The sequence below is a fragment of the Nocardia terpenica genome (assembly GCF_013186535.1).
GTDB classification, from domain to species: domain Bacteria; phylum Actinomycetota; class Actinomycetes; order Mycobacteriales; family Mycobacteriaceae; genus Nocardia; species Nocardia terpenica.
The window spans coordinates 626,368-651,994 of sequence record NZ_JABMCZ010000005.1 but is presented as its reverse complement, the minus strand read 5'-3'; the positions used below and the strand labels follow the sequence as shown (position 1 = coordinate 651,994).

Here is a 25,627-nt window from a genome sequence, read left to right as displayed (position 1 = left end):
GCCGAGGTCCGATTATCTGGTAACTGTGATTACCAGAAATTAAGTCCGCTGTCGCGGCCTGTCAAGGACCGAATTTCGGCCACAGGCCGCCGGTCCGCCGCTCAGTCGGGTAGGTAGGCGTCGCCGTCGAACCATCGGTCGGTGACGATGCCGTGGCAATGCAGGTCGGCGATGGCGGTGTCGGAATAGCCGAGGGCGGTGAGGATTTCGTCGGTGTGCTGGCCGGGATGCGGTGCCGGAGCGAGTTCGTGGCGGGGTGTGAGGTCGCTGCGCACCCAGGAGGCGACCGGAACCCAGTAGCGTAATCCGCTGGGGTGGGCGGCAATTCGGACCTGTCCCGAGCGGAGCGGCGCGGACGGGTCGGGTGGGCTGACGGTGGTAGCCAGGCGTCGCATGGTTCGAGCGTTGACCACACGGTGAGCGGCCCAGCCGCGCGAACGGGCATGGTCGATGGCGTCGGTCACGGTCATTTTTTCGATCATGGCGGCCAGGTCGGCGGGAGTCGGGGCGTCGGGTCGGCCCGCGCTGAGGAACAGCCAGCCGTCGCGGGCGCGGTAGATCCGGTCGGTGGGTCCGGTGCCGCGGGCGTCGAGGCCGGACGGTTGCGGCCCGTGCGCGTTGAGGAATGGGAGTTGCACCCAGGTTGCCAGGCGGGCGAGCGAGGTTCGGGCGTGGATGTGGCGGGCGCCGCGGGCGCGGGCGATCAATCCGAGAATTGCCGCGTAGGCGCCGGAGTAGCCGGTGACGTAGTCGACGCACGATGCCAGGCCGTGGAGGGCGGGCGTGTGGGTGCCGCCGTAGCGTGTCATGATGCCCGTGGCCGCCTGCAAGGTCGGGTCGTAGCCGGGGAGATCGTCATGGATGTCGGTGGCCGGGCCGCCGAATGCGGTGACGGCGACGGTGATCAGCCGATCGTTGATCCCATGCGCCGTAACGGGATCGAAGCCCAGGCGCGCGGCCTGCCGCGGCAGGCAGTTGTGCGCGAGCACGTCGGACCGGGCCGTCAGCTCGTGCAGGATTCGCCGCCCGGCGTCGGTGGTGAGATCGACGGCGATGCCGCGCTTGCCCGCATTGACCTCGAGACCGAAATGCAGGGTCTGGCGCGGACCCATGCGGGGCGCGGTCGGTGCGACCTGGATGATGTCGGCACCGAATTCGGCGAGGGTGCGGGCGCAGGAGGGGCCCGCGATCACATTGGACAGATCCAGCACCGTGATCCCGTGCAGCCACGGAGTCCGCGGGTGCGGGCGGGGCGGGCCGGGCGCGAAGGCGGGCAAGCCCCGGGCAGCCGCCGAAAGGTCCACGGTGACACCGGGTTCCGCACGATCGTCGATGTGGCGGACGATCCCCGACGCCGTGGCGAGGGTGTGTTCGATCCACTCGGTCGTGCTGCGCTGCACCGCGGCGGGCACTCCGGCCTCGGTCAAGCGCCGCTCCCACTCCATCGCCGGGCGGGTGGCGAAGACGCGAGACAGGGCCCGGCGCAGCCGCATCCACCGCGGCGAAGTGCCCCGGTAGGCATTGATATTGCGGTGCGACGGCGGCACATCGAGGCAATTGCCCTGGACGAAACCGAGATCGGCGGCCGTGGCGGCCAGGCCCGTCACGTCGAGCAGCCGGGCGATGTGTTTCTCGTTGTCCATGGCGCACAGGAACAGATACCGGTCGTCGGCGCAGCGATAGTTGGCGAACAGCGGCGGCGACAACCGATCGGTCAGCTCCCCGAGCCAGGCGGTACTGCGGGCGGACCACCGGCCCGGCGGCGTGCGGGAAAGGCTGCGCGGCAACCGAATATCCGACAGCAGGTCGAGCAGCCGCCGGGGCGCCGGTGGCATGTTGTACCGATCGGGCTGATCCCGGACCCGATACACCAGCCCCGCGGCGGCCGACATCGCCGCGTCCAGCAGCGGCACCTCGATCCGGTCGCCCGCCCCGTGGCGCAGGCGCGCGAATACCGCCGCCGCGACGGCGATCGCGCCGTGCACCCCCGCATAGATCGACGGGAGCGGCAGCGCCGTGTAGGTCGGCGGGGCGTCGAGCACCGCGCCCGGCAGCGACAGGTCGGTGTAGAAGCCACACGCCGCCGCGATCACGCCCTCCCAGCCGGGCATGGCGGCCCGGTCGTCGTGGCGGGAGAACCCGGGCAGCGACAGGTAGATCACCGCCGGGTTGGTCGCGGCTACCTGCTCGTAACCGAAACCCAGCCGGTCCATGACCCCGGGCCGGAAGTTCTCGATCACCACGTCGGCCCGTTCGACCCGGTCCCGCACCGCGGCGCGGGCGTCCCGGTCGCGCAGGTCCGCCGACCGAACCCGCTTGCCCCGCCGCAGGATTGCCGTGGTCGCCGGATCGAGGCCGCTACCGGTCGGCGGCACGACGGTCAGCACGTCGGCACCCTGATCGGCGAGGAGGACGCCGGTCAGGGGTCCGGCCAGGTAATGACCGAACTCCACCACCCGCAGCCCGGCCAAGGGCGAGATCGTCCCGCGCTCTCGTTCGACCATGGGTGTCCTCCTCCGGGTTCCGGCTAGAACTTACCAAGAAGTAAGGTCCGCTCCTACGGCTCGATGGGGGTGGTGGCCGATAGGGTCGTGAGCATTCTCCTGGCAAATGGGGTGATGGGCATGCGGCTGTGGTTCGGTCAGGTGCGGTGGGTCTATCGGCAGCGGCGGGTGTGGGTGCTGCCCGCCGTGATCGTGCTCGGTGCGGTGGCGCTGTCGTGGCTGGTGCCGTATCTGGATCGGCGCTGGGCCGAGGAGCTGACCAGGCTGCCGACCGGGGAGTTCGCGGGGACCTTCGATGCCGCGGTGATGGCGACGGTGCTGTCGGCGGTGGCGTCGGGCACGATCGCGTTCTCCGGATTCGTCTTCTCCGTGGTGCTGTTGGTGATTCAGTTCGGCACCGGGACGCTCTCGGCCCGGATGGCGCCGCGGCTGACCCAGGACTGGGTGGTCGGCGCGGCGCTGGGCACATTCATGGCGACCTTCGTGTACACGCTGCTGGTGTCGCTGCGGCTCGGGGCCCGGGTGGAGGACTACCAGCCGGTGCTGTCGTCGCTGCTGGCCATCGGGCTCGCGCTCGCCAGCGTCGCCCTGTTCTTCACCCTGCTCACTCGGGTGATCAACTTCCTGCGGCTGGTGAAGGTGCTGGAATCGGTCTCCCGGGCCGGGGCGCGCAGGGCGGCCGAGGTGCACCCGTATCCCCTTGGTAGCCAGGGGGATACGGAGGTCGATCTCGGCCCGCCCGACCGTGTGGTCCGGCATGCCGGGCGCGCGGGGGTGCTGCTCGGCTTCGACGAGGAGGTGATCGCCGAACTCGCGGCGCGCGCCGGATGCGTGGTCGTCGCGGTCCCGGCGATCGGCGATTTCGTGCTGCCCGGCGCGCCGCTGTTCGAAATCCACGGCGCCACAAGCCTCGGCGAGCGGCGGCTGCGGCGGCACGTCGTGTTCGGCATCGAACGCGTCGTCGACGCCGACCCCGCCTTCGCGCTGCGCGTCATGGTCGACATCGCCATCAAGGCGCTGTCCCCGGCGGTCAACGACCCGACGACGGCGGTGCAGGCCCTCGACCACATCGGCGCGCTGCTGCTGAACCTGTCCGGCCGCGAACTGGGCATCACCCACATCCGCGACCGCGCCGGAGCGGTGCGCCTGATCCACCGCTGCTCCGACTGGACCGACTACCTGTCCCTCGGCGTCGACGAAATCCGTTACTACGGCCGCGATTCCATTCAGGTAGTCCGCCGCCTCCGCGCCCTCTACCTGGACCTGCTCCGCGGCTGCCCGCCCGAACGCCTCGCGCCCGTCCGCGACCGGATCACCGCCGTCGACGACGACTCGGCCGCCTTCTCCACCACCTTCGACCGCGCCGTCGCCACCTCTCCGGACTGGCAGGGTCTGGGCGGCCCGGCCCCGGCCGACGACCGTCAGTGCTGAGCGGGCACCGGTAGCCCGACCCGGGCCGTCGCCCACGGCAGCGAGGAATCGAATGCGGCCGAGGCGAATTGCCAGGTGTGGCCGCCCTGGGTGGTGTGGATGGTGCAGTCGATGCCCTCCCTGTGGCCCTCGGCGCAGAGCTTTTCGGCGGCGCCCACCTCGCCGGTGTCCATGACGCCGTCCTGGCCGCCGAAGCCGACCTGGCCCTCGTCGACCTTCGGCGGATGGAAGTTGCCGGGGTGTTTGCCGGTGCGCTGCGGGGGCGTGAGGTCGTCGAACAGGCCCGCCACGCCGGAGTAGGGGCCGTGGGCGGCCATGACGGTCTGCGGGTCGAAGGCGTTCCACTGTGCGGCGTTGCCGCCGTAGAGGCGGGCGATGGTCTGGTCCTTGTTGCCGGAGGTGGGGCCCGCGTCACCGGCGATGTCGACGAAGGTGTGGAACAGCTCCGGGTGCATGACGGTCAGGTCGATGGCGCAGGTGCCGCCCATGGACCAGCCGACCACCGCCCAGTTCGCCGGGTTCGAGGACACGCCGAACTTCGACTCCACATAGGGCACAACGTCTTTGGTGAGATGGTCGGCGGCGTCGCCGCGCGGGCCGTTCACGCATTCGGTGTCGTTGTTGAAGCTGCCGCTGGAGTCGACGAACACCAGGATCGGGGCCTGGCCGCCATTGGCGGCGGTGAATTTGTCGATGTCGGGCATGATCTGGCCGCTGCGCAACCAGTCGCCCGGGGTGTTGAACTCGCCGCCGATCATCATCACCGCGGGCAGGGTCGGGGGAGTGGGCCCGGCGAACCAGGCCGGGGGCAGGTAGACGTATTCGGTGCGGTGCTTGAACCCGCTGGCGGTATCCGGAATATCCACCGGCACAACGACTCCGGTGGTCATCCTGGTGCCGCGCAGGCCGGGCAGCGCGTCGAGGTCGGTCTGATGCGGCAGCGGTCCGGCGGTCAGCGCGCTCCACGCCGACTGCACCGTCGGGTAGTAGCCCACCCACTGGTTGAGCACCACCGCGGTGCTGGCGATCGCGAACGGCACCGCCACGATCGCCGACGCCCGCTGCCACCAGCGCGCCCCGGGCCAGCCGACGACGGCCAGCGCCAGCGCCGCCACCATCGCGCCGACACAGATCCACAGCAGCATCGGCGCGGGATCCGACGCCAGCCCCTGGTTGTTCATGAAGGTCCACCCGGCCAGCGCCGCGAGCGCGCCCACCGCCACGCAGATCGGCACCCGGATCAGCCACCAGCGCCTGGTGAACCGCGCGAGCGCGAGCAGCAGCAACGCCACCGCTATGAGCTCGATGGTCAGGGGTAGCCAGCCGTGCAGCAGCGACAGCCCGCGGTGAAAACCACCGTACGGGTTGATATTCGCCGACAGCAGATGTGGCGCTGGCGGCGGTGCCACCGCGGGGCTCGGTGGCGTCGGGGGCGGGGTCGTGGGCACGTCCATCGGCGCAGGAAACACGGCTGTAATTCTTGGCGGCCTAGCTCGAGGTTCCCTGTGAGCCGCCTTCGAGTCAGGTTGAGGGAGGGGCCGATATCGCAGGTCAGGTCAGCGCGAGCGCGGTGCGGAAGATCAGGCAGCGGCGCAGGACGTCCTCGCGGTCGGCCTGTTCCAAAACCGATTCGGCGACCTGCCGTTCGATCATCGCCGCCTGTTCGTAGACGACGCGGCGGCGCTCGGGATCGGTGGCGCGGTCGGCGATCTGGGCCAGGGCGTCGAGCTCGCGGATCATGACCGCGGGCTGCCCGACCCCGGCCTGCCGGATCTTCTCGAAGGCGCGCTGCACCAGCCGTTCGTAGCTGACCTGCGCGGCGATCACCCGGATGTACCCGTCCCGGCAGCGGCGCACCGGAGTGGGGTTCCAGGACACCGCGATTCGCGACAGGCAATCGCCCAGCCAATCGATACAGGTCAGCGCGGTGAAGGTGTCGTTGATCGCGGAGGACAGGGCGCGCAGGGCGATCTCCACGATCTGGTCGATGCCGAACGACACGTCCTGCACCAGGGTGCGGGTCGCGCCGGTGACGTGCCCGCGCGCGAAGTTCTCCGCCACCCGCTCGGCGGCCTCGGCGGGCCAGACCGTGGCCACCACCTGCCCCTCGGTGAGGAAATGCCCAGGCCGATACGGCAATTCGATGACCGCGTTCTCCTGGGCGGCCAGCCGCACCAGCCGGTCGTAGCGGATGTACCGCAGATAGCCGGGACTGGTCGTGCGGACCTCACCGCCGGATTCGGCCAGCAGTTCGAGCAGTTCGGTCACCCCGGGCCCCTGCGGGGTGGCCTCGGGGGTGGTGTCGCGATTGGCCTCGACCGCGGTGTTCACCTCGCGAGCGATATCGGCGATGACGTTCGGCAGCTGGATCTGCCCCGCGATGTGATTGATGAAGTAGATGAGCACGGCCAGATCCACCACCATCGACGCGATCGACACCGTGGTACTGATGTGCGGCACGAAGTCCGGCCCGATGACCACCAGCGCCGCGATCGCATACACGAAGGTCGCCACGAAGGTGCCCAGCGTGAGCTGGGTGCCGCGATCGCGAATGAAGTTGCGCAGCATGCGCGGACCGAACTGGGTGGACGCCAGCGTCAGCGCCACGATGGTGATCGAGAAGACCACCCCCACCACGGTGATGATGGCGGCCGCGATGGCGGTGAGCACCTGCCGCGCGGCATCCGGTGTCCCCCCGATCACCCAGCTCGGAATCGCGAACGCCCCGTGATAGGCGGCCCGATCCAGCCCGTAGGTGACCGCGAACAAGCCGACGGCCCCGACCACCTCCAGCGTCGGCACGAACCACAGATTGGTCCGCAGCGTCTCCCGCCGTCTGTCCGTCTCGAGATGTATACCGGCCATGGCGAGCTCCTAACACTCTGCCGACCAGACTTTCCGGCTCGCCTCGAGGGAAAATTTACCCGTTTGCGGCGAGGCGGGCTCCCGTCTTCGGGTGGAAGAGGTGGATGGTGGCCGGGTCGGGGATGGTGAGGGTGACGGATTCGGCCAGGCGGGCGGGGGCGCGGTGCGGGGAGCGGGCCACGAAGGCGGGAGAGTCGCCCTCGAGAGGCGTGCGGGAGGTGCTGGAGATGCGGGTGTAGACGTAGGATTCGCTGCCGAGTTCTTCGACGAGTTCCACCGTGGCGGTGAAACCGGTTGTGCCGCCGTTCAAGACGAGGTGTTCGGGGCGGATGCCGACCGTCACGGTTTCCAGGCCGTTCAGGGCGGCGATGCGGTCGCGGGGGAGTTCCACGGTGGTGCCCGCGATATCGATGCCGCCGGGGACGACGGGCGCGGTGATCAGGTTCATCGAGGGGGAGCCGATGAAACCGGCGACGAAGGCGTTGGCGGGGTGGTCGTAGAGGTCGGCGGGGGTGCTGAACTGCTGCAGGCTGCCGTCGCGCAGCACCGCCACCCGGTCGCCCATGGTCATGGCCTCGACCTGGTCGTGGGTGACGTAGACGGTGGTGGTGCCCAGGCGTCGTTGCAGGGCGGCGATCTGGGTGCGGGTCTGCACGCGCAGCTTGGCGTCGAGATTGCTCAGCGGCTCGTCCATGCAGAACACCCGCGGCTCGCGGACGATGGCGCGGCCCATGGCCACCCGCTGGCGTTGCCCGCCCGACAGTTTCGCGGGCTTGCGGTCCAGGTACGGGGTGAGGCCGAGCAGCTCGGCGGCCTCGGCGACGCGCCGTTTACGCTCGGCCACCGGCACCTTCATCATCTTGAGCGCGAAACCCATGTTCTCGCCGACGGTTTTGTTCGGATACAGCGCATAGTTCTGGAACACCATGGCGATATCGCGGTCCTTGGACGGCACCCCCACCATGTCGCGGCCGTCGATGCGGATGGAGCCGCCGTCGATCTCCTCCAGGCCCGCGAGCATGCGCAGCGCGGTGGACTTGCCGGAGCCGGACGGCCCGACCAGCACGACGAATTCGCCGTCGGCGATATCGAGGTCGAGCGCGTCGACCGCGAGGGTGTCCGCGCCCGGATAGACGCAGGAAGCATGGTCGTAATGAATGGTGGCCATGGGATTTCCTTACTTGATGGCGCCGAAGGACAGGCCGCGCACCAGCTTGTTCTGGGCGAGCCAGCCGGCGAGCACGACGGGCAGGGCGGCGAGGGTGGCGGCCGCGGACAGCCGGGCCCAGTACAGGCCCTCGCCGGTGATGAAACCGACCAGGAACACCGGAATCGTCTGCGCCCGAACGGCGGTCAGATTCACGGCGAAGAAGAATTCGTTCCAGGAGAAGATCAGGCAGATCAGCGCGGTGGCCGCGATACCGGGGGAGACCAGCGGCAGGATCACCTCGCGCATGGCCGTGGGCAGGCTCGCGCCGTCCATGCCCGCGGCCTCGAGCAGCTCGCCCGGCACCTCCAGGAAGAACGAGCGCATCATCCAGATCGCGATGGGCAGGTTCATGGCGGTGTAGAGGATGACCAGCGCCCAGACATTGTCCAGCAGCCCGAGGTCGCCGACGATCACGTACAGCGGCACGATGGCCGCCACGATCGGCAGCATCTTGGTGCCGATGAAGAACATCATCGCGTCGCGGGTGCGGCGCACCGGGCGCAGCGACAGCGCGAACGCGGCCGGAATGCCCAGGACCAGAACGAGAATCGTGGACACGATGGTGGCGAACGCGGAATTGAGCAGGCTGGTGCCGATGCCGCTGTCGAGCACCGACGCGAACTGGTGCAGGGTGGGGGTGAACCACAGCTTGGGCGGATCGGTGTAGGCGTCGGCCTCCTGTTTGAAGGCGGTCAGCACCATCCACAGCACCGGGAAGAACATGCCGATGCCCACGATCCAAGCCAGCACGCCCCACGGCCCGGTGCCGCGCGAACGCCTGCGGCGAATCGGGACCGATTGTGCCGCAGCGGTTTTCTCGATGGGAGCGGTGGTGGTCATCAGGCTCCCTCCTGGGTGCCGGAGAAGGATTTGAACAGCAGTCGCAGCGCGAGCGTCGACACGATGGTGGTGGCGACGACGGTGATGACGCCCATCGCCGCGGCCTGGCCGATATCGAAACCGAGGAAGGCGCGCTGATAGATATAGAAGGGCAGATTCGAGCTGGCGATGCCGGGGCCGCCGGAGGTCATCATGTACACCGCGTCGAAGGTGTTGACCAGGTAGATGGCCCCCAGCACCGCGCCGAGCTCGATGAACCGGCGCAGGTGCGGCAGCGTCAGCTCGCGGAAGATCGACAGCGCGCCCGCCCCGTCGACGCGGGCGGCCTCCACGATGTCGCGCGGCATGGACTGCAGCCCCGCCAGGATGAGCAGCATCATGAACGGCGTCCACTGCCACACCAGATCGGCCATGACGGCGGGCAGCGGATACCTGCTGACCCAGTCGATCCGGCCCACCCCGAACGGTTTCAGCACGAAGTTGACCAGACCGAACACCGGGTCGAGCATGGTGGTCTTCCAGATCAGCGCCGCGGCGACGGGGGTGACCAGGAAGGGCGTGATCAGCAGGGTGCGCACGATGCCGCGGCCCAGGAACGCGCGGTCGAGCAGCAGCGCCAGCAGCAGCCCGAGCACCACCGACACCAGCACGGTGCCGACGATCATGATCACGGTATTGAGCGCCACCTCGCGGAACTGGCTGTCGGCGAACACATCCGCGTAGTTCCGCAGGCCGATGAAGTGCCGGGAGCCGGGCCGGACCAGGTTCCAGGACTGGGTGGAGTAGTACAGCGTGAACACGAACGGCACCTGGGTGACCACGATCGTGAACAGCAGCGCCGGTAGCAGCGGCCCGCGCCGCCGCCACCCCTCGGCGCGCGAGACCCGGTGCGCGCGTTCGACAATGGCGGCGCGGGGTGCGGGGGCGGCCGCGACCGGGCCGGGCGCGGCCGTGGTGATGTCGGACATTACTGATTCCCTCGATACGACCTGCCGACGGTGTCGGCGTACTGCTGGGCTTGGTCGAGCGCGGCCGCGACGCTGGTGCGCCCGGCCACGGCGGCGCTGATCTGCTGGCTCACCCGGGTGCCCAGGTCCTGGAACTCGGGAATGGTGAGGAACTGGATGCCGGTGTACGGAACCGGTTGCACGGTGGGATGTTCCGGGTCGACGCCCTCCATGGCCTGCAGCGTGAGCGGGCCGTACGCCTGGGCCGCGGCCGCGTACTCGGGGATCCGGTAGGTCGACAGTCGGCTGCCGGGCGGCACGTGCGACCAGCCCAGTTTCTCCCCCACCCGGTGGATGTAGGGCTTACCGGTCATCCAGGAGATGAACTTCCAGGCGGCGTCGGTCTGGTGGCTCGAGGTCGGGATGCCCAGCGCCCAGGTGTAGAGCCACCCCGAGTTCGGTTTCTGCGCGACCGGCGCGAGCGCGTACCCGATCTTGCCGACCACCTTGCTGGAGGCGGGATCCTCGAGCACCGAGACCGCGGAGGTGGCGTCGTACCACATGGCCGTGTTGCCCTGCGACAGCTGCGTGGCGCATTCGCCGAAACCGCTGGTGGCCGCGCCCGGTTCGCCGTGCGCGCGCACCAGGTCGATGTAGAACCGCACGGCGCGAGCGACTTCCGGGCTGGTGAGCTGGGCGTGCCACTGCTGGTCGTACCAGCGGCCGCCGAAGGTGTTGATCACCGTGTCGAGCGGGGCGAGCGATTCGCCCCAGCCGGGCTTGCCGCGCAGGCAGATTCCGGAGCGGCCGTGCGCAGGGTCGTCCAGCTCGGCCGCGAACTGCGCCACCTGGTCCCAGGTCGGTTCGGCGGGCATGGTGAGCCCCGCCTGAGCGAACAGATCTTTGCGGTACATCAGGAACGACGACTCGCCGTAGAACGGCATCGAGTACATGTCGCCGCGGTAGGACAGCGAACTACGCAGGGAGGGAATGAAATCCTGCTCGTCGTAGCCGGGGGTCCGCTGTGCGTATTTGGACAGGTCGACCAGCCAGCCGTTGGCCGCCCACTGCGGGGTCTCGTAGTTGCTGATCATGACGACGTCGAATTCGCCGCCGCCGGTGGCGACCGATGCGGTGATCTTGGCGCGGGCCTCGTTCTCCGACAGCGAGACGAACTTCAGCTTGATGCCGGGATTCTCCCGCTCGAACTCGCCGGACAGCGAGATGGCGTCCTGCATCTGCGAATTGGAGACCATGGCGATGGTGACCGTCTGCCCGCCGCCGGTGAACGACCCGGCCCCGGCGCACCCGGCGAGCGTGAGCACCGACGTGACGGCCAGCGCCGCGGCGGATTTCACGCGGGTGGCGAATGAGGAGTGCATGGGCCTCAGCCCTCCTTCTGTTCCAGCAGCCACCGCGCGCACTCGATGTCGGTGACGATGATCTTGGCGAGGCCGCCGCGCAGCACGCCCAGGATGGCCTGGTGTTTGGCGGCGCCGCCGGAGATGAGGACGGTCGCGGGGCAGGCGCGGATGGCGTCCAGGCCGACCGAGACCGTCCGTGCCGCAAGCGATCCCGCGACGTCGGTGCCGTCGGCACGGAAGAACCGGCCGCCGATCTCGCCGACCGCGCCGAGGGCGCGCAGCTCGTCGAGGATGGTGGTGTCGAGGTAGCTGCCTTCGAACAGGGTGGTGGCGGTGGAGACCGCGCCGACGCCGAACATCATCGCGTCGGCGTTGCGGCCCACCGCCATCGCCCGGCCGAGGACCGAATCCTGTTCCAGCGCGGTGACCGTCGCGGCGTCGGCGTACAGCGGGGCGTGCAGCCGGACCGGGGTGGCCCGCAGCCGGGTGGCGCAGCGGCCGAGGGTGAAGTCGACGCCGGTCTCGTAGTCGGAGGAGGTGAGGGAGCCGTCGAGCTGGACGACGGTGGCGCAGCGCACGAAGCGCAGTTCGCGTGCGACGGCGACGGTTTCGGGACCCCAGGTGAAGCCGAGGGTGTCGGTGGATTGTAATCGGCGGCCGAGCACGCCGACCGCGGCCTGCGCCAGCGGTTGCAGCGCGGAGGCCGAGCCGTCCGGGGCCTCGCCGAGCACGACCGCCTCGGTGAGACCGAAGGCGGCCTCCAGCTCTCGTTCGACGTCGGTGTGCACGGCGTCGAGTAGGTCGTCGGGGAGGGCGATCTCGATGCGCACCAGGCCCTGAGCGCGGGCCCGGGCGATGAGCCGCCCCGCCGTGGGGCGCGAAACACCCAGGATGGCAGCGATTTCCGCCTGGGTGGCGCCCTCGAGGTGATATAGCCGCGCGGCCCGCAGCGCGAGCCGGACTTCGTCCGGGGTGGTCGACCGCGGTTGTTCGGAGGCCACGACGCTCCTTGTGCGAGTATGGGGTTGAACATTTGCTCAGCTTGTGAGCTGTTGCTCAGATCACGGTAGCATCATGGATGTGACACAGACAACGTTTTCGCAACCCCCCTACGACCGCCGCGGGTTGTCCACCGGCATCGTTCATTTCGGCGTCGGTGGGTTTCACCGTGCCCATCAGGCGATGTACGTCGATCGACTGCTCGGGCGCGGCGGCGCGCGGGAGTGGGGGATCTGCGGGGTGGGCGTGCTCCCCGGCGACCGCCGCATGCGCGACGTACTCACCGCCCAGGACGGGGAGTACACGCTGTCGGCGATCGGGCCCGACGGCGGCTGGGACACCCGCACGATCGGCTCGATCGTCGAATACCTGTACGCGCCCGACGATCCCGAGGCGGTGCTGGCCAAGCTCGCCGATCCCGGCACCCGCATCGTGTCGCTCACCATCACCGAGGGCGGCTACGGCGTCGCCCCGGCCACCGGCGAGGTCGACGCCGACCATCCGGCGCTCGCCGCCGACGCGGCCCCGAATACCGGGCCCACCACGGTATTCGACTACATCGTGGAATCGCTGGCGCGGCGGCGGGCGCGCGGGCTGGTCCCGTTCACGGTCATGTCGTGCGACAACGTGCAGGGCAATGGTGAGGTCGCGCGCACCGCGGTCGCCTCCGTCGCGCGCCGCCGCGCCCCCGAGTTCGCCGACTGGATCGCCGCGCACGTGTGCTTCCCCAACTCCATGGTCGACCGCATCACGCCGGTGACCCCGCCGGAGGCGGAGGCGGAGGTGCTGCGCCGCTACGGTATTCGCGATCGCTGGCCGGTGCTGACCGAGCCGTTCACCCAGTGGGTGCTAGAGGACTCGTTCTCGCTCGGCCGCCCGGCCTTCGAGGAGGTCGGGGTGCAGATCGTCGACGACGTCGCCCCCTACGAGCTGATGAAGCTGCGGTTGCTCAACGCGAGCCACCAGGGGCTGGCCTACTTCGCCTACCTGTGCGGCTACCGGCTGGTCGACGAGGCCGCCCGCGACCCGCTGTTCGAGCGATTCCTGTTGCGCTACATGCGCTCCGAGGCCGCGCCGACGCTGCGCCCGGTGCCCGGCGTCGACCTGGACCGCTACCAGCGCACCCTGATCGAGCGGTTCGCCAACCCCGCCATCGGCGACACCGTCGCCCGCCTGTGCGCCGAATCCTCCGACCGCATCCCCAAGTTCGTGCTGCCGGTCGTCCGCGAGCGCCTCGCCGCGGACGGCGAGATCGACTGTGCCGCGGCCATTGTCGCCAGCTGGGCGCGCTACGCCGAGGGCGTCGACGAGCAGGGCGCCCCGATCGAGGTCGTCGACCCGCTGCGCGACCGCCTCATGCCGCTGGCCCGCCGCCAGCGCGAGGACCCCACCGCATTCCTCACCGACCGCACCGTCTTCGGCGACCTCGTCGACCAGCCCCGCTTCGTCGCGGCCTACACAGCGGTCCTGAAGTCGTTGCACACCAGGGGCGCCCGCGCCACCCTGTCCGACCTGCTGGGGGACGGCCCACGGCTCGAGTAGGTCCGGGGGTCGCGCAGCAAAATTCAAGCGAAACCTGTCGGTACCTTCTGCCAGGGTGGTGGGGTGGCGACTTCACCCCAACCCTTTTCCATCCGCCTCGACGCGCGTGTGTCCGATGTCGATCCGCAGCTGCATGTGACCGGGTCTGCCTATCAGCAGTACGCCGATCACGCTCGGTTCGAGTGTGTGCAGGCCGCGGGTATCGCGGTCGACGAGTTGCTGCGTGACGGTCTGGGGCCGGTGAATCTGGAGACCACCATTCGGTATCACCGTGAGTTGCGCGCGGGTGACTGTGTCGACGTGACCTGCGTCTGGCTCTGGTCGCAGGGAAAGACCTATCGGGTCGAACACGCGCTCACCCGGGCCGATGGCGAATTGTCGGCTACCGTCAGCCATCTCAGCGGACTGCTCGACCTGCGGACTCGTCGGCTGATCGCCGACCCGGCCCGGGAATGGGCCCGCCGCGCCGCCGATCCCACGCTGCTCTGCCTCCCCGCCGCCATGCGGATGCACGAGGAGGTGTGATGTCGGCTGTGGGACCCGCGCTTGCTCGGCGGGATTCGGCCGTGTCGATGACGGGACCGATGCCCCCGCTCGGCTAAACTTCGAACAACTGTTCGCGGACTCGGAGGGGTGCTGGTTGCTGTGCGGGTGATGGGCGTCGACCCCGGGCTCACCCGGTGCGGTCTGAGCATCGTCGACGGCGGGCTCGGGCGGCAGGTCACGGCGCTGGACGTCGACGTGGTGCGCACGCCCGCGGATATGGAACTGGCCGAACGACTGCTGTGCGTCTCCGACGCCGCCGAGCACTGGATGGACACCCACCAACCGGAGGCCGTGGCCATCGAGCGGGTGTTCTCCCAGCACAATGTGCGCACCGCCATGGGCACGGCCCAGGCGGGCGGGGTGATCGCGCTGGCCGCGGCCCGGCGCGGCATCCCGGTGGCCTTCCACACGCCCAGCCAGGTGAAGGCCGCCGTCACCGGCAACGGCTCGGCGGACAAGGCTCAGGTGACCGCGATGGTCACCCGCATCCTAGGCTTGCAGGCGGCCCCCAAACCGGCCGACGCCGCGGACGCGCTGGCCCTGGCGATCTGCCACTGCTGGCGCGCGCCCATGCTGGACCGGATGGCGAAGGCCCGCGCGATGGCGGCCGACCAGCAGCGCCGCTACGCGGAACGACTTGCCCAGCAACGAAAGGCGGTAACCCGGTGATCGCGTCGGTGCGCGGAGAGGTGCTCGAGATCGGCCTCGACCACGCGGTGCTCGAGGCCGCCGGGGTCGGCTACCGGCTCAATGCCACCCCCGCCACGCTCGCCACCCTCACCCGCGGCGACGAGGCACGGCTGTACACCGCGATGATCGTCCGCGAGGACTCGATGACGCTGTTCGGCTTCGCCGACACCGAGGCCCGCGACCTGTTCGGACTGCTGCAAACGGTGTCCGGCGTCGGCCCCCGGCTGGCCATGGCCGTGCTGGCCGTGCTGGAGCCGGAGGCGCTGCGCAAGGCGCTCGCCGAGAGCAATGTCGCCGCCCTCACCCGGGTGCCCGGCATCGGCAAGCGCGGCGCCGAACGCATGGTCGTGGAGCTGCGCGACAAGGTGAATCTCGTTCCGGTGCAATCGGGTCCGCCCGGCAGCGCGCCCGCCCCCGTCGTCACGCCGGTGCGCGAGCAGGTGGTGGAGGCGCTCACCGGGCTCGGCTTCCCGCTCAAACAGGCTGAACCGGCGGTCGACGCCATCCTCGCCGACCAGCCCGACCTCGACACCTCCCGGGCGCTGCGGGCCGCGCTCGGACTGCTCGGTAAGAACCGGTAGCGCAGGACGGACCCATGGCAGACGAGACCTTCCCCGGCGACGAGCCCGAATCCCCGGTCACCGCAAGCTATCTGACATCCGACGGCGAGGTCGAGGCCAGCCTGCGCCCGAAGTCGCTGGAAGACTTCATCGGCCAGCCGCGGGTGCGCGAGCAGCTGGCGCTGGTGCTGCGCGGCGCGAAACAGCGCGGCGGCACACCCGATCACGTGCTGCTGTCCGGCCCGCCCGGCCTCGGCAAGACCAGCATGGCCATGATCATCGCCGCGGAACTCGGCACGGCCCTGCGCATCACGTCCGGCCCGGCGCTCGAGCGCGCGGGCGACCTGGCCGCCATGCTGAGCAATCTGGTCGAGGGCGACGTGCTGTTCATCGACGAGATCCACCGCATGGCCCGCCCCGCCGAGGAAATGCTGTACCTGGCGATGGAGGACTTCCGCGTCGACGTCGTGGTCGGCAAGGGCCCGGGCGCCACCTCCATCCCGCTCGACATCGCGCCGTTCACCCTCGTCGGCGCCACCACCCGCTCGGGCGCGCTCACCGGGCCGCTGCGCGACCGGTTCGGCTTCACCGGGCACATGGACTTCTACGAACCCGAGGAGCTGCAACGCATTCTGCAGCGCTCGGCGCACATTCTCGGCGTGCGGATGGAGGCCGACGCGGCCACCGAGATCGCCGGGCGCTCCCGCGGCACGCCGCGCATCGCCAACCGGCTGCTGCGCCGGGTCCGCGACTACGCCGAGGTGCGGGCCGACGGCCTGGTCACCCGCGAGATCGCCGGGGCCGCCCTGGCCGTCTACGACGTCGACGGGCTCGGCCTGGACCGGCTCGACCGCGCCGTGCTGGGTGCGCTGGTGCGCAGCTTCGGCGGTGGGCCCGTGGGCGTTTCGACGCTCGCGGTCGCGGTGGGGGAGGAGGCCGCCACCGTGGAGGAGGTGTGCGAGCCGTTCCTGGTGCGGGCGGGCATGATCGCCCGCACCCCGCGCGGCCGCGTCGCCACCGCCGCCGCCTGGGAGCATCTGGGCCTGGTGCCGCCGCCGGATCTGGTCTTCGGGTCGATCGAGGTCCGGGGCCGCGAATCACATCCGACGCTGGACCTTTTCGACTGATCAGCGTCGCCGATTGCGCTTGCCGATGGCGATGCTGATCGGAATCAGCACCACGAGTACCGCAACCATCAGCACATTCGACAGCCAGACCATGGTGTGCACCGGCAGCTGATAGGCCAGCACCACCCGCACCGCGGACTCGGCCCAGAACCCCACGCCCCACAGCACACTCAGCAGGGCGAACGACCGGCGCACCGCCGGAATCGTGCGCACCCGCTCCTCGAAGCCCGCCAAGGCGTCGGCGCCGCGGGCCGCGATCGTCTTGCGTGCCGCGTAATAGATCAGCGGCTTGCCGATCAGCGCACTGATCAGCAGCGCGAGGCCGATCGCGGCGGTGCCCACCGAATCCTTGACGATCATCATCCGGGGATCGCCGGAGATCAGCGAGCTCGCCAGGCCGAAACCGAAGAGCGCCAGCATGATCGCCGGGAACGCCTCGACGCGGCGCGCCCGGATCATGTCGTAGACCAGGATCGAGCCCGACAGCACCGTCCCGGCCAGCAGCGCGGCGAAATCGGAATATCCGAGCGCGTGCAGGCCGTAGTAGCCGATCAGGGGCAGCGCGATATCGCGCGCGATCGGGGCCAGCGTCGTGCGGAGCTCCGGGCGGCGCGGCGTCTGCTCGGCGGTCGGGCCGGATTTGGACGAGGTGGTGGTGGTCATCGACATGCGCTCCTGGACTGCGTATTCGGTGTCGTCTGCTGTCCCGGACGACGCTACGGACGCGGACCCGCCACCGCCTCGGCCGACCGTCACGATCCGGCCGTGACAACTGTCATGACGTGCGGATCAGTGCTGGGTTTCCAGGTGCTCGCGCTCCTGGGCGCGCAGGGTGTGTTCCACCACGTCGAGGAAGGCGTCGACCTCCTCGCGGTGATAGGCCGACATACCCGCATGGGCCAGGCCGAAATTCGCGGTCCGGACCTCCGCGCTGGTGAGGCCGATCGGCCCGACGTGGGCCAGGGTCGCGATCACCCGGTCCAGGTAGGCGTCGACCTCGTCCGCGGCGTAACCCGCCTGCCCGGTCGGCGGGGCCGAGAATCGCAGGCGCCGCACATCTTCCGAGGTCAGTGTCTGCGAACCCGCCGGGTCGCGGCGGATGCCCAGCCGCGCGAATTCCAGCTCCACGCACACCCGGTCGAGGAATTCGTCCACCTCGTCGCGGTCGTAGCCGCGCAGGCCCAGGTGCGCGGTCGCGAATTCCTGACCGCGGATCTGGGCGGCGGTCAGCGTCACGCGGCCGAGAAAGGCATCGGCGATACGCAGGCAGAAGGCATCCACCTCGATGGTGTCGTATCCGCGGTGCCCGATCGGCGCCCGGCCGAATCGGACCCGCCGCACATCGTCGGGAGTCACCCGCCCATTCTCGCAAGCCCCACCCCGAATCCGTTCCTCCGACGTGCAATTGGCCGGAAGGAATGGGGTGGTCACTCCTTGCGGACGCCGTCGATGAGGAGGCGGCGGATGGCCTCGGTGAGGTCGGTGGCGACCGTTTCGTCGGGGGTGCGCAGGCCGTGCAGGATGGCGGCCAGGATCATGCCGGTCACCGCCTTGGCGGTATTGGCGGTGTCCAGGTCGGCGCGCAGGTAGCCCAGTTCCACGCCGTGTTCGAGGTACCCGGCGGTGAGCGCGTCGGCGGTGTCGAGCAGGCCGTAGAGGCGCAGCGTGAGCTCGGCGTCGATGCCGGTGGCCTGGAACAGCAGCAGCCGCGCGACCCGGCGATCCTCCAGGAAGATGCGGTTCAGCGCGGACCCGATGCGGCCGACCTGCGCGCGGTACTCCTCCAGCGTGGTGGCCGCGTCGGGGGCGTTCTCGGTGCCCAGCGAGTCGATGATGCGGGCGGCCAGATCGTCGATGACGTGATCGATGATGTCGCGCTTGTTCTCGAAGTACCGGTAGAAGGTGCCGTGCCCGATCCCGAGCCGCGTCGCGATGTCGGCGATTCCCGTTGCGTGGTAACCCTTTTCGGCAAAACAGTCGAACGCGGTCTCGATGATCTCCTGCCGGAGCTCGGCCTTGCGGCGTTCGATATGGGACGAGGGCTTCGGCACGGCACCGATGATACGTTGTTCCGGAACGGAATGATGTGTCATTCTGTACCTGATACTTCGAGTAACAGGGAGGTTCGGCGTGGCACCTCAGTTGGACGCCGTCGTGGTCGGCGCGGGATTCGGCGGGATGGGAGCGGCCATCCAGCTGGACCGCCTCGGCCTGGGCAACTATGTGATTCTCGAGCGCGAGAACGATCTGGGCGGGACCTGGCACGTGAACCGGTACCCGGGCCTGGCCGTGGACATCGCCTCGGTCACCTACTCGTACTCGTTCGAGCCGAATCCGTACTGGTCGCGGCTGTTCGCGCCGGGCGCCGAATTGAAGAAATACGCCGAGCACGTGGCCGACAAGTACGACCTGCGGCGGCGCATGCGCTTCGGCCAGGTCGTCGGCGGCGCCCGCTGGGACGACGAGGAGCGGCAGTGGGTCGTCTCGGTGGACAACGGCGACACCCTCACCGCCCGCTATCTGCTCACCGCGACCGGCTTCCTCTCCCAGCCGTACACGCCGCCGTTCCCGGGCATCGAGAACTTCGCGGGCAAGATCGTGCACACCACGGCCTGGGACGACGACTACGACCTGACCGGGCGTAAGGCGGCGATCATCGGCACCGGCGCGACCGCGGTGCAGCTGGTGCCCGAGGTGGGACGGAAGGCGGCCGAGCTGACGGTCTTCCAGCGCACCCCGATCTGGGTGGTGCCGAAGGTCGATATGCCGATCCCGCGGCCGGTGCAGGAGCTGTTCGCGCGGGTGCCGCTGACCCAGAAGGTCGCGCGGCTGGCCAATACCGGTGCGCTGGAACTGCTCATGGTGGTCGGCGTGCTGCACTACAAGCAGGCCAAGCTCACCAACAAGGGCGCGGCGCTGCTGGCCAAGGCGCACCTGCGGGCCCAGGTGCGCGACAAGGAGACCCGCCGCAAGCTCACCCCCGACTACGACTTCGGCTGCAAGCGGCCCACGTTCTCCAACACCTATTTCAAGACCTTCAACGAGCCGCACGTGCGCTTGGAGACGAACGCGATCGATCATCTCGAGGCGGACGCCATCGTGACCGCCGACGGCCACCGCACCGAGATCGATACGCTGATCCTGGCCACCGGCTTCAACCTGTGGGACGTCAACTTCCCGGCCATCGAGATCATCGGCCGCGACGGGGTGAATCTCGGAAAGTTCTGGCGTGACAATCGCTTCCAGGCATACGAGGGCATCACGGTGCCGAAGTTCCCGAATTTCCTCAGCCTCAACAGCCCCTACTCCTACAGCGGCCTGTCCTACTTCACCACCATCGAGGGCCAGATGAAGCACATGGGCCGCCTGTTCGGCGAGATGTTCCGCCGCGGCGAGCAGGTCTTCGAGATCACCGAGCAGGCCAACGCCCGATTCCTGGACTACGTCACCCAGAAATTGGAGTCCTCGGTCTTCTACGGCGGCAGCTGCGCCACCGCCCGCAGCTACTACTTCAACCAGCACGGCGAAGCCGCCCTGCTCCGCCCCAACAGCACCCTCACCACTCACCGCGAAGCGGTCTCCTTCCCCCTGGACGACTACTCCTACGGCGAGCACGCCGCCTGAAACGACGCGGCGATTTCGTGCGAGTGTGTGAAACGGGCGAATTTCGGCGGTGCGATGTGCCAAGCTCTGGTTGCTCGTGTCCGCAATGGGATGCGGGTGTGTCAGCAATCGAAACAACTGGCAGACTGTGTGGGTAAATACCCACCTCAACCAGACTAGGGACCGACTACAACGATGGCGCAACTGCTGTTTCCGCTGCTGCTGGTAGCTCTGCTCGTGCCGATGTTCCTCGGTGTCCGCCGCCAGAAGCGGGAGGCGCAGAAGGTCACGGAGATGCAGGAGGGCGTGAAGGTCGGTGACCGCGTCACCACCACGTCGGGCCTGTACGGGACCGTCGTCGATCTCGACGAGACCACCGTCGACCTGGAGATCGCCGAGGATGTCGTGACGACGTGGCTGCGTGCCGCGATCCGCGAGGTCCGCACCGAGGACACCCACGCCGCCGAGCCCGCCGCCACGGACTCGACCCCCGCGGAGCCGACCGACGGCGCCGCCGCGGAGGAATCGGTCGAGGAAACCAACACCCGGCTGACCAAGGACTGAGTCACCGACGCCGCCGCGCCCCCGCCCCGGGCGGTGCGGTGGCGTTGTAGCGTGTCCGCACCCCCCTCGACACCGCCTAGGAGATAACGACAGTGCCACCTTCCAAGGGAACGGGGCATCCGTGGCGGCTGCTCGGCGCGTATGCCGCGCTGCTGGCCGTCATCTACGCGCTGGTGTTCTTCACCGGTGACAAGTCCCCGGCCGCCAAGCTCGGCATCGACCTGCAGGGCGGCACCCGCGTCACGCTGACCGCCCGCACCCCCGATGGCAGCAGGCCCAGCCAGGACAGTCTCAAGCAGGCACAGAGCATCATCCAGAGCCGCGTCAACGGTCTCGGTGTCGCGGGGTCCGAGGTTGTCATCGATGGCGACAACCTGGTGATCACCGTTCCGGGGGAGAACGGGCAGCAGGCCAAGTCGCTGGCCACGACCGCCAAGCTCTACATCCGCCCGGTGCTGAATGCGTCGCAGCCCCTGAACAAGGGTGGCGCGCCGCAGCCGCCCGCTCCGGGCCAGCCCGCCCCGCCGCCGGGTCAGTCCGCGCCCCCGCCGGGCGCGCCTGCGCCGAGCGGGGCCGCCGAGCCGACCCCGGGTGCGGCCACCCCGCCCGGCGCCGAGTCCTCGAACGGTGCTGGGGCACAGGGTGGTTCCGGAGCGCAGAGCACCGGCGAGAACGGTGGTGCGGCGCAGAACCGGGTCTTCCCGCAGCAGGCGCCCAGCGCTCCCGAGTCGCCCGCGCCGCCCACGTCGGAGCCGAATCAGCCTGCCCCGCCGCCGAATCCGAACGAGACCCCGGCGCAGAAGACGCAGCAGGAGATCGCGGCCGCCAAGGCGCAGCGGCAGAGCACCGATCCGCAGACGCTACAGCAGGCCATGGCGACGCTGGACTGCAGCAAGCCGGATCCGCTGGCGGGCAACGACGATCCGAATCTGCCGCTGGTCACCTGCGCGACCGACGGCAACGAGGTGTACCTGCTGGACAAGAGCCGCATCGACGGCCAGGAGATCAAGAACGCCACGGCGCAGTTCGATCAGCGCAACGCGCGCTGGGTCGTCGATCTCGAGTTCAAGACCAGCGACGCCTGGGCGAAGCTGACCGGTGAGTACGTCCAGAAGCGCGTCGCCTTCGCGCTGGACTCCCGGGTCGTGAGCGCCCCGGTGGTGCAGGAGGGCCCGCAGCAGGGCGGCACCACCCAGATCTCCGGCTCCTTCAACGCCACCACCGCCAAGGAACTGGCCAACCAGCTCAAGTACGGCTCCCTCCCGCTGTCCTTCGCCACCTCCGAGGCCGAGACCGTCTCGGCCACCCTCGGCCTGTCCTCGCTGCACGCGGGCCTGATGGCCGGTGCGATCGGCCTGGTGGCGGTGCTGCTGTACTGCCTGCTCTACTACCGGATGCTCGGCTTCCTGGCCGGATTCTCGCTGGTGGCTTCGGGTTTCGCGGTGTACGGCATCATCGTGCTGCTGGGGCAGTGGATCAATTTCACGCTGGACCTGTCGGGTATCGCCGGTCTGATCATCGGTATCGGTATGACCGCCGACTCGTTCGTGGTGTTCTTCGAACGCATCAAGGACGAGATGCGCGAGGGCCGCAGCTTCCGCTCGGCGGTGCCGCGCGGCTGGGCCCGCGCCCAGCGCACCAACCTGTCGGGTAAGACGGTCAGCCTGATCGCCTCCGCCGTGCTGTACCTGCTGGCGGCCGGGCAGGTGCGCGGCTTCGCGTTCACCCTGGGCCTGACCACCGTCCTCGACGTGATCGTGCTCTACCTGGTCACCTCGCCGCTGATGATGCTGGCCTCCCGGTCGCCGTTCTGGGCGAAGCCGTCGGTCAACGGCCTCGGCGCCGTGCAGCAGATCGCTCGTGAACGCAAGGCCGCCGCCGGCGTACTGGTGGGGAAGGAGTGATGACGGTGAGCAGCAACTCCAGCGACGTCCTGGACACGGCCGTGCACGAGCCGATCGAACCCGCACCGCAGCACGGCTTCTTCGAACGCCTCTACACCGGCACCGGCGGTTTCCCGATCGTCGGCCGCCGCAGGCTCTTCTACGCGCTGAGCGCCCTGCTGGTGCTGATCTCGGTGCTGAGCATGGGCATCAAGGGCTTCACCCTCGGCATCGACTTCGCCGGTGGCACCCGCATCCAGGTCCCGGCCTCGGCGGGGATGACCACGACCGGGGTGCAGGACATCTACGCCCGGGCGCTCGGCCACCAGCCGGTCACCGTGCAGAAGATCGGCTCCGGCGCCGCGTCCTCGTTCGAGATCCGTTCCGACACACTGGATTCCGCGCAGCAGGACAAGGTGCAGGGCGCCCTGTTCGACGCCTTCCACCCGAAGGACTCCAGCGGCACGGTCAGCCGCAACGCGATCAGCGTCGCCGCGATCAGCGAGACCTGGGGCGGGCAGGTGACCCGCAAGGCGGTCATCGCGCTGATCGTGTTCGTGGTGCTGACGATGATCTACATCGCGATCCGCTTCGAACGCGACATGTCCATCGCCGCCATCGCGTCGCTGTTCTTCAACCTGGTGGTCACCGGCGGGCTCTACTCGCTGGTCGGCTTCGAGGTGACCCCGGCGGCGGTGATCGGCCTGCTCACCATCCTCGGCTACGTGCTCTACGACAACGTCGTGGTGTTCGACAAGGTCGAGGAGAACACCCGCGGCGTGCTGCATCTGACCCGGCGCACCTACGGCGAACAGGCCAACCTGGCGGCCAACCAGACCCTGATGCGGTCGATCAACACCACCGTCATCGGCATCCTGCCGATCATCGGCATGCTGGTGGTCGCGGTGTGGCTGCTGGGCGTGGGCACGCTCAAGGACCTGGCGCTGGTGCAGCTGGTCGGCATGATCGTCGGCGGGTACTCCTCGATCTTCTTCGCGGTGCCGCTGCTGGTGTCGATCAAGGAACGCTTCGGACCCGTTGCGGCGCACACGAAGAAGGTGCTCGCCAAGCGGTCCGGGGCGAAGAACGCGCGTGTCGGCGCGGTGGCGTCGGAGCGGGCCGGTGCGGTGACCCGGCCCCGCGACGGCGGTTCCGCCGCACCGAGACCCGGTGCGCGCCCGAGTGGAAAACGACACAAGAAAAGGCACTGATCGTGCGGCGTGGAGGGTTGCGGGCGGGAGCCCTGCGGGCAGTCGGGGCGATGGCGGTCGGTGCGCTGACCGCGGCCGCGGTGGCGGGGTGTTCCGGCAGAAATCAGGTGCCCTCCATCGGGTACGCCGTCGACGCGGTGATCGCCAGTTACAACGGCGGTAGCACGCTGGGCGCGAACAGCGGTGCGGCGGCGGTGTTTCCGCGGGTGCTGACCGGGTTCTTCTACACCGGTCCGCAGGGGCAGCCGGTCGCCGACACCGACTACGGCACCGCCAAGGAGGTGCCGGGCGAGGCCCAGACCATCCAGTACCGGCTCAACCCGGACGGGGTGTACTCCGACGGCGTGCCGACCTCCTGCGACGACCTGGTGCTGGAATGGGCCGCGCGCAGCGGCCGGTTCACCAAACCCGGTCCGGGCGGCCCGATTCCGCTGTTCGACGCCGCCGACACCACCGGGTACTCCGATATCGAGCGGGTGGAATGCCAGCCCGGGTCCAAGGACGCGACGGTGGTGTTCCGGCCCGATCGGCACTTCCTGCAGTGGAAGACGCTGTTCAACGCCGCCGACCTGATGCCCGCGCACGTGGCCGCGCAGGCGGCCGGGGTGGCGAACGTGGTGGGGGCGGTGCAGTCCGGCGATCCGGCGGCCATGGACAAGCTGTCGCAGTTCTGGAATACCGGCTGGAACCTGAAGCCGGGCAACCTGGATACCAAGCTGTTCCCGTCGTCCGGGCCATACAAGATCGAATCGTTCAGCGACGGCGACGGTCTGGTCCTGGTCAAGAACGACAAGTGGTGGGGCAACCAGCCCCGCACCCCGCGAGTCGTGGTGTGGCCGAAGAACACCGACCTGAAGAAGAAGGTCGGCGACAAGGCCGTCGGCGTGATCGACATCGGCGCGGGCTCGGTGAAGGACCTGAGCCTGAACGGGTTCGACGTCCAGCAGCAGCCCGGCCGCGGCGCCGAGCAACTGGTGCTGTCCACCGCCGGGGTGTTCGCCTCGCCCGACGCGCGCCGCGCCTTCGCGCTGTGTGTGCCGCGGCAGGCGCTGTTCGACAAGCTCGGGCATCCGGGCTACGACGCGAAGTCGGGGCTGGGCTCCGGGCCGCTGAATTCCCGGACCGTGCAAGCCGACTCGATCTATTACCCGGCGATCGTCGGCCCCGCCGACAAGTATCGCGGCGGCGATGCGGGCGCGGCCCAGCAGGCGCTGGGCGCGGCCAAGATCGCCAACCCCACGGTGCGCATCGGCTACCGGGCACCCGACGACCGTCGTGCCCAGACGGTCGCGATGATCGCCGACTCCTGCAAGCAGGCCGGGATCACGGTGGTCGACGCGGGCGCACCCGACTTCATCCCCACCCAACTGGGCGACAAGGTGGATGCCGTGCTCGGCGGCACCGCGGCCGCGCCGGGACCGTCCGGATCGCTGTCCGGAGTGGAGGCCACCGCCGCGCTGCACGGCGGGCAGGGCCTGAATTTCGGTCACTACGGCAACGGCCGTTACGATGCGATCGCGGATCAGCTTGCGGCGGACGACAATTCCGCGACGGTGTTGAACCTCGACACCGAAGCGGAGAACCTGCTGTGGAGCGAGATGCCGTCGATCCCGCTGTTCGACACGCCGCGGACCATCGCGTTCGGCGACGGCATGGAGGACGGGATCGCGAACCCCACCAAGGCCGGTGCGGGTTGGAACATGGACCGGTGGGTGTTGAAGCGGTGAGCGTCCCCGGGCAC

At 69.3% G+C, this 25,627-nt stretch carries 22 protein-coding genes; 11 read left to right on the top strand and 11 right to left on the bottom strand.

From position 1 onward, the window contains the following. Positions 1-101: 101 nt before the first annotated feature. On the bottom strand, positions 102-2,504 hold the full coding sequence (locus HPY32_RS38880; protein ID WP_082871363.1) for a CoA transferase: 2,403 nt from the start codon (positions 2,502-2,504) through the stop codon (positions 102-104). Between the two features lie 87 nt (positions 2,505-2,591). Here HPY32_RS38880 and HPY32_RS38875 point away from each other — a divergent pair, with 87 nt between their 5' ends. After that, entirely contained in the window at positions 2,592-3,935 is a 1,344-nt protein-coding gene (locus tag HPY32_RS38875; RefSeq protein WP_171983267.1) for a DUF2254 domain-containing protein, read from the top strand. Here the strand turns inward: HPY32_RS38875 and HPY32_RS38870 are convergent. The 7 genes from HPY32_RS38870 to HPY32_RS38840 form a co-directional block, all read right to left on the bottom strand. Beyond that, entirely contained in the window at positions 3,926-5,389 is a 1,464-nt protein-coding gene (locus HPY32_RS38870; RefSeq protein WP_082871365.1) for an alpha/beta hydrolase, read from the bottom strand. The two genes, HPY32_RS38875 and HPY32_RS38870, sit on opposite strands and share 10 nt — an antisense overlap. A gap of 97 nt (positions 5,390-5,486) precedes the next feature. Continuing rightward, complete coding sequence (locus HPY32_RS38865; protein WP_067588014.1) at positions 5,487-6,800, bottom strand: DUF2254 domain-containing protein; 1,314 nt, start codon at positions 6,798-6,800, stop codon at positions 5,487-5,489. Positions 6,801-6,855: 55 nt separating this feature from the next. After that, entirely contained in the window at positions 6,856-7,968 is a 1,113-nt protein-coding gene (locus HPY32_RS38860; RefSeq protein WP_067588017.1) for an ABC transporter ATP-binding protein, read from the bottom strand. Positions 7,969-7,977: 9 nt separating this feature from the next. Next, entirely contained in the window at positions 7,978-8,850 is an 873-nt protein-coding gene (locus HPY32_RS38855; RefSeq protein ID WP_067588020.1) for a carbohydrate ABC transporter permease, read from the bottom strand. Beyond that, positions 8,850-9,809: a carbohydrate ABC transporter permease gene (locus HPY32_RS38850; protein ID WP_373686724.1), complete on the bottom strand. Its 960-nt coding sequence runs from the start codon at positions 9,807-9,809 to the stop codon at positions 8,850-8,852. The genes HPY32_RS38855 and HPY32_RS38850 overlap by 1 nt, the downstream gene beginning before the upstream one ends. 8 nt (positions 9,810-9,817) lie before the next feature. Next, entirely contained in the window at positions 9,818-11,179 is a 1,362-nt protein-coding gene (locus tag HPY32_RS38845; RefSeq protein ID WP_067588023.1) for an ABC transporter substrate-binding protein, read from the bottom strand. Between the two features lie 5 nt (positions 11,180-11,184). Next, a complete protein-coding gene (locus tag HPY32_RS38840) occupies positions 11,185-12,162 on the bottom strand; it encodes a sugar-binding transcriptional regulator (RefSeq protein ID WP_067588026.1) in 978 nt (325 codons plus the stop codon). Between the two features lie 73 nt (positions 12,163-12,235). Between HPY32_RS38840 and HPY32_RS38835 the strand changes: the two genes are divergently transcribed. The 5 genes from HPY32_RS38835 (at position 12,236) to ruvB (ending at position 16,625) form a co-directional block, all read left to right on the top strand. Continuing rightward, positions 12,236-13,702: a mannitol dehydrogenase family protein gene (locus HPY32_RS38835; RefSeq protein ID WP_067588029.1), complete on the top strand. Its 1,467-nt coding sequence runs from the start codon at positions 12,236-12,238 to the stop codon at positions 13,700-13,702. Positions 13,703-13,765: 63 nt separating this feature from the next. Then, positions 13,766-14,227 carry an acyl-CoA thioesterase gene (locus HPY32_RS38830; RefSeq protein ID WP_067588032.1) on the top strand — a complete coding sequence of 154 codons (462 nt, stop codon included), beginning with the start codon at positions 13,766-13,768 and terminating at the stop codon, positions 14,225-14,227. A 120-nt stretch (positions 14,228-14,347) separates the two neighbouring features. After that, positions 14,348-14,917 (top strand): crossover junction endodeoxyribonuclease RuvC, encoded by a 570-nt coding sequence (gene ruvC / locus HPY32_RS38825; protein WP_067595804.1) that lies wholly within the window; start codon positions 14,348-14,350, stop codon positions 14,915-14,917. Next, a complete protein-coding gene (ruvA, locus tag HPY32_RS38820; protein WP_067588035.1) occupies positions 14,914-15,519 on the top strand; it encodes a Holliday junction branch migration protein RuvA in 606 nt (201 codons plus the stop codon). Before ruvC ends, ruvA begins: the two co-directional genes overlap by 4 nt. 14 nt (positions 15,520-15,533) lie before the next feature. Next, positions 15,534-16,625 (top strand): Holliday junction branch migration DNA helicase RuvB, encoded by a 1,092-nt coding sequence (gene ruvB / locus HPY32_RS38815; RefSeq protein WP_067588038.1) that lies wholly within the window; start codon positions 15,534-15,536, stop codon positions 16,623-16,625. Here ruvB and HPY32_RS38810 read toward each other — a convergent pair whose 3' ends face one another. The 3 genes from HPY32_RS38810 to HPY32_RS38800 all read right to left on the bottom strand — a co-directional run bounded on the left by HPY32_RS38810 (position 16,626) and on the right by HPY32_RS38800 (position 18,685). Then, positions 16,626-17,288 carry a VC0807 family protein gene (locus tag HPY32_RS38810; RefSeq protein ID WP_156674450.1) on the bottom strand — a complete coding sequence of 221 codons (663 nt, stop codon included), beginning with the start codon at positions 17,286-17,288 and terminating at the stop codon, positions 16,626-16,628. It abuts the gene before it with no gap. A 126-nt stretch (positions 17,289-17,414) separates the two neighbouring features. Beyond that, a complete protein-coding gene (locus HPY32_RS46365) occupies positions 17,415-17,981 on the bottom strand; it encodes a DivIVA domain-containing protein (protein WP_067588044.1) in 567 nt (188 codons plus the stop codon). Between the two features lie 71 nt (positions 17,982-18,052). Beyond that, positions 18,053-18,685, bottom strand: a complete 633-nt coding sequence (locus tag HPY32_RS38800; RefSeq protein WP_373686723.1) for a TetR/AcrR family transcriptional regulator — start codon at positions 18,683-18,685, stop codon at positions 18,053-18,055. A gap of 70 nt (positions 18,686-18,755) precedes the next feature. Between HPY32_RS38800 and HPY32_RS38795 the strand changes: the two genes are divergently transcribed. The 5 genes from HPY32_RS38795 (at position 18,756) to HPY32_RS38775 (ending at position 25,613) form a co-directional block, all read left to right on the top strand. After that, a complete protein-coding gene (locus tag HPY32_RS38795; protein WP_067588047.1) occupies positions 18,756-20,249 on the top strand; it encodes a flavin-containing monooxygenase in 1,494 nt (497 codons plus the stop codon). A 174-nt stretch (positions 20,250-20,423) separates the two neighbouring features. Continuing rightward, a complete protein-coding gene (gene yajC / locus HPY32_RS38790) occupies positions 20,424-20,792 on the top strand; it encodes a preprotein translocase subunit YajC (protein WP_067588052.1) in 369 nt (122 codons plus the stop codon). Between the two features lie 92 nt (positions 20,793-20,884). After that, positions 20,885-22,696, top strand: a complete 1,812-nt coding sequence (gene secD, locus HPY32_RS38785) for a protein translocase subunit SecD (RefSeq protein ID WP_067588054.1) — start codon at positions 20,885-20,887, stop codon at positions 22,694-22,696. Then, entirely contained in the window at positions 22,696-23,886 is a 1,191-nt protein-coding gene (secF, locus tag HPY32_RS38780; RefSeq protein WP_067588057.1) for a protein translocase subunit SecF, read from the top strand. The genes secD and secF overlap by 1 nt, the downstream gene beginning before the upstream one ends. A gap of 50 nt (positions 23,887-23,936) precedes the next feature. Continuing rightward, positions 23,937-25,613, top strand: coding sequence for an ABC transporter substrate-binding protein (locus HPY32_RS38775; RefSeq protein ID WP_082871368.1), 1,677 nt, complete (start codon positions 23,937-23,939; stop codon positions 25,611-25,613). Positions 25,614-25,627 lie beyond the last annotated feature (14 nt).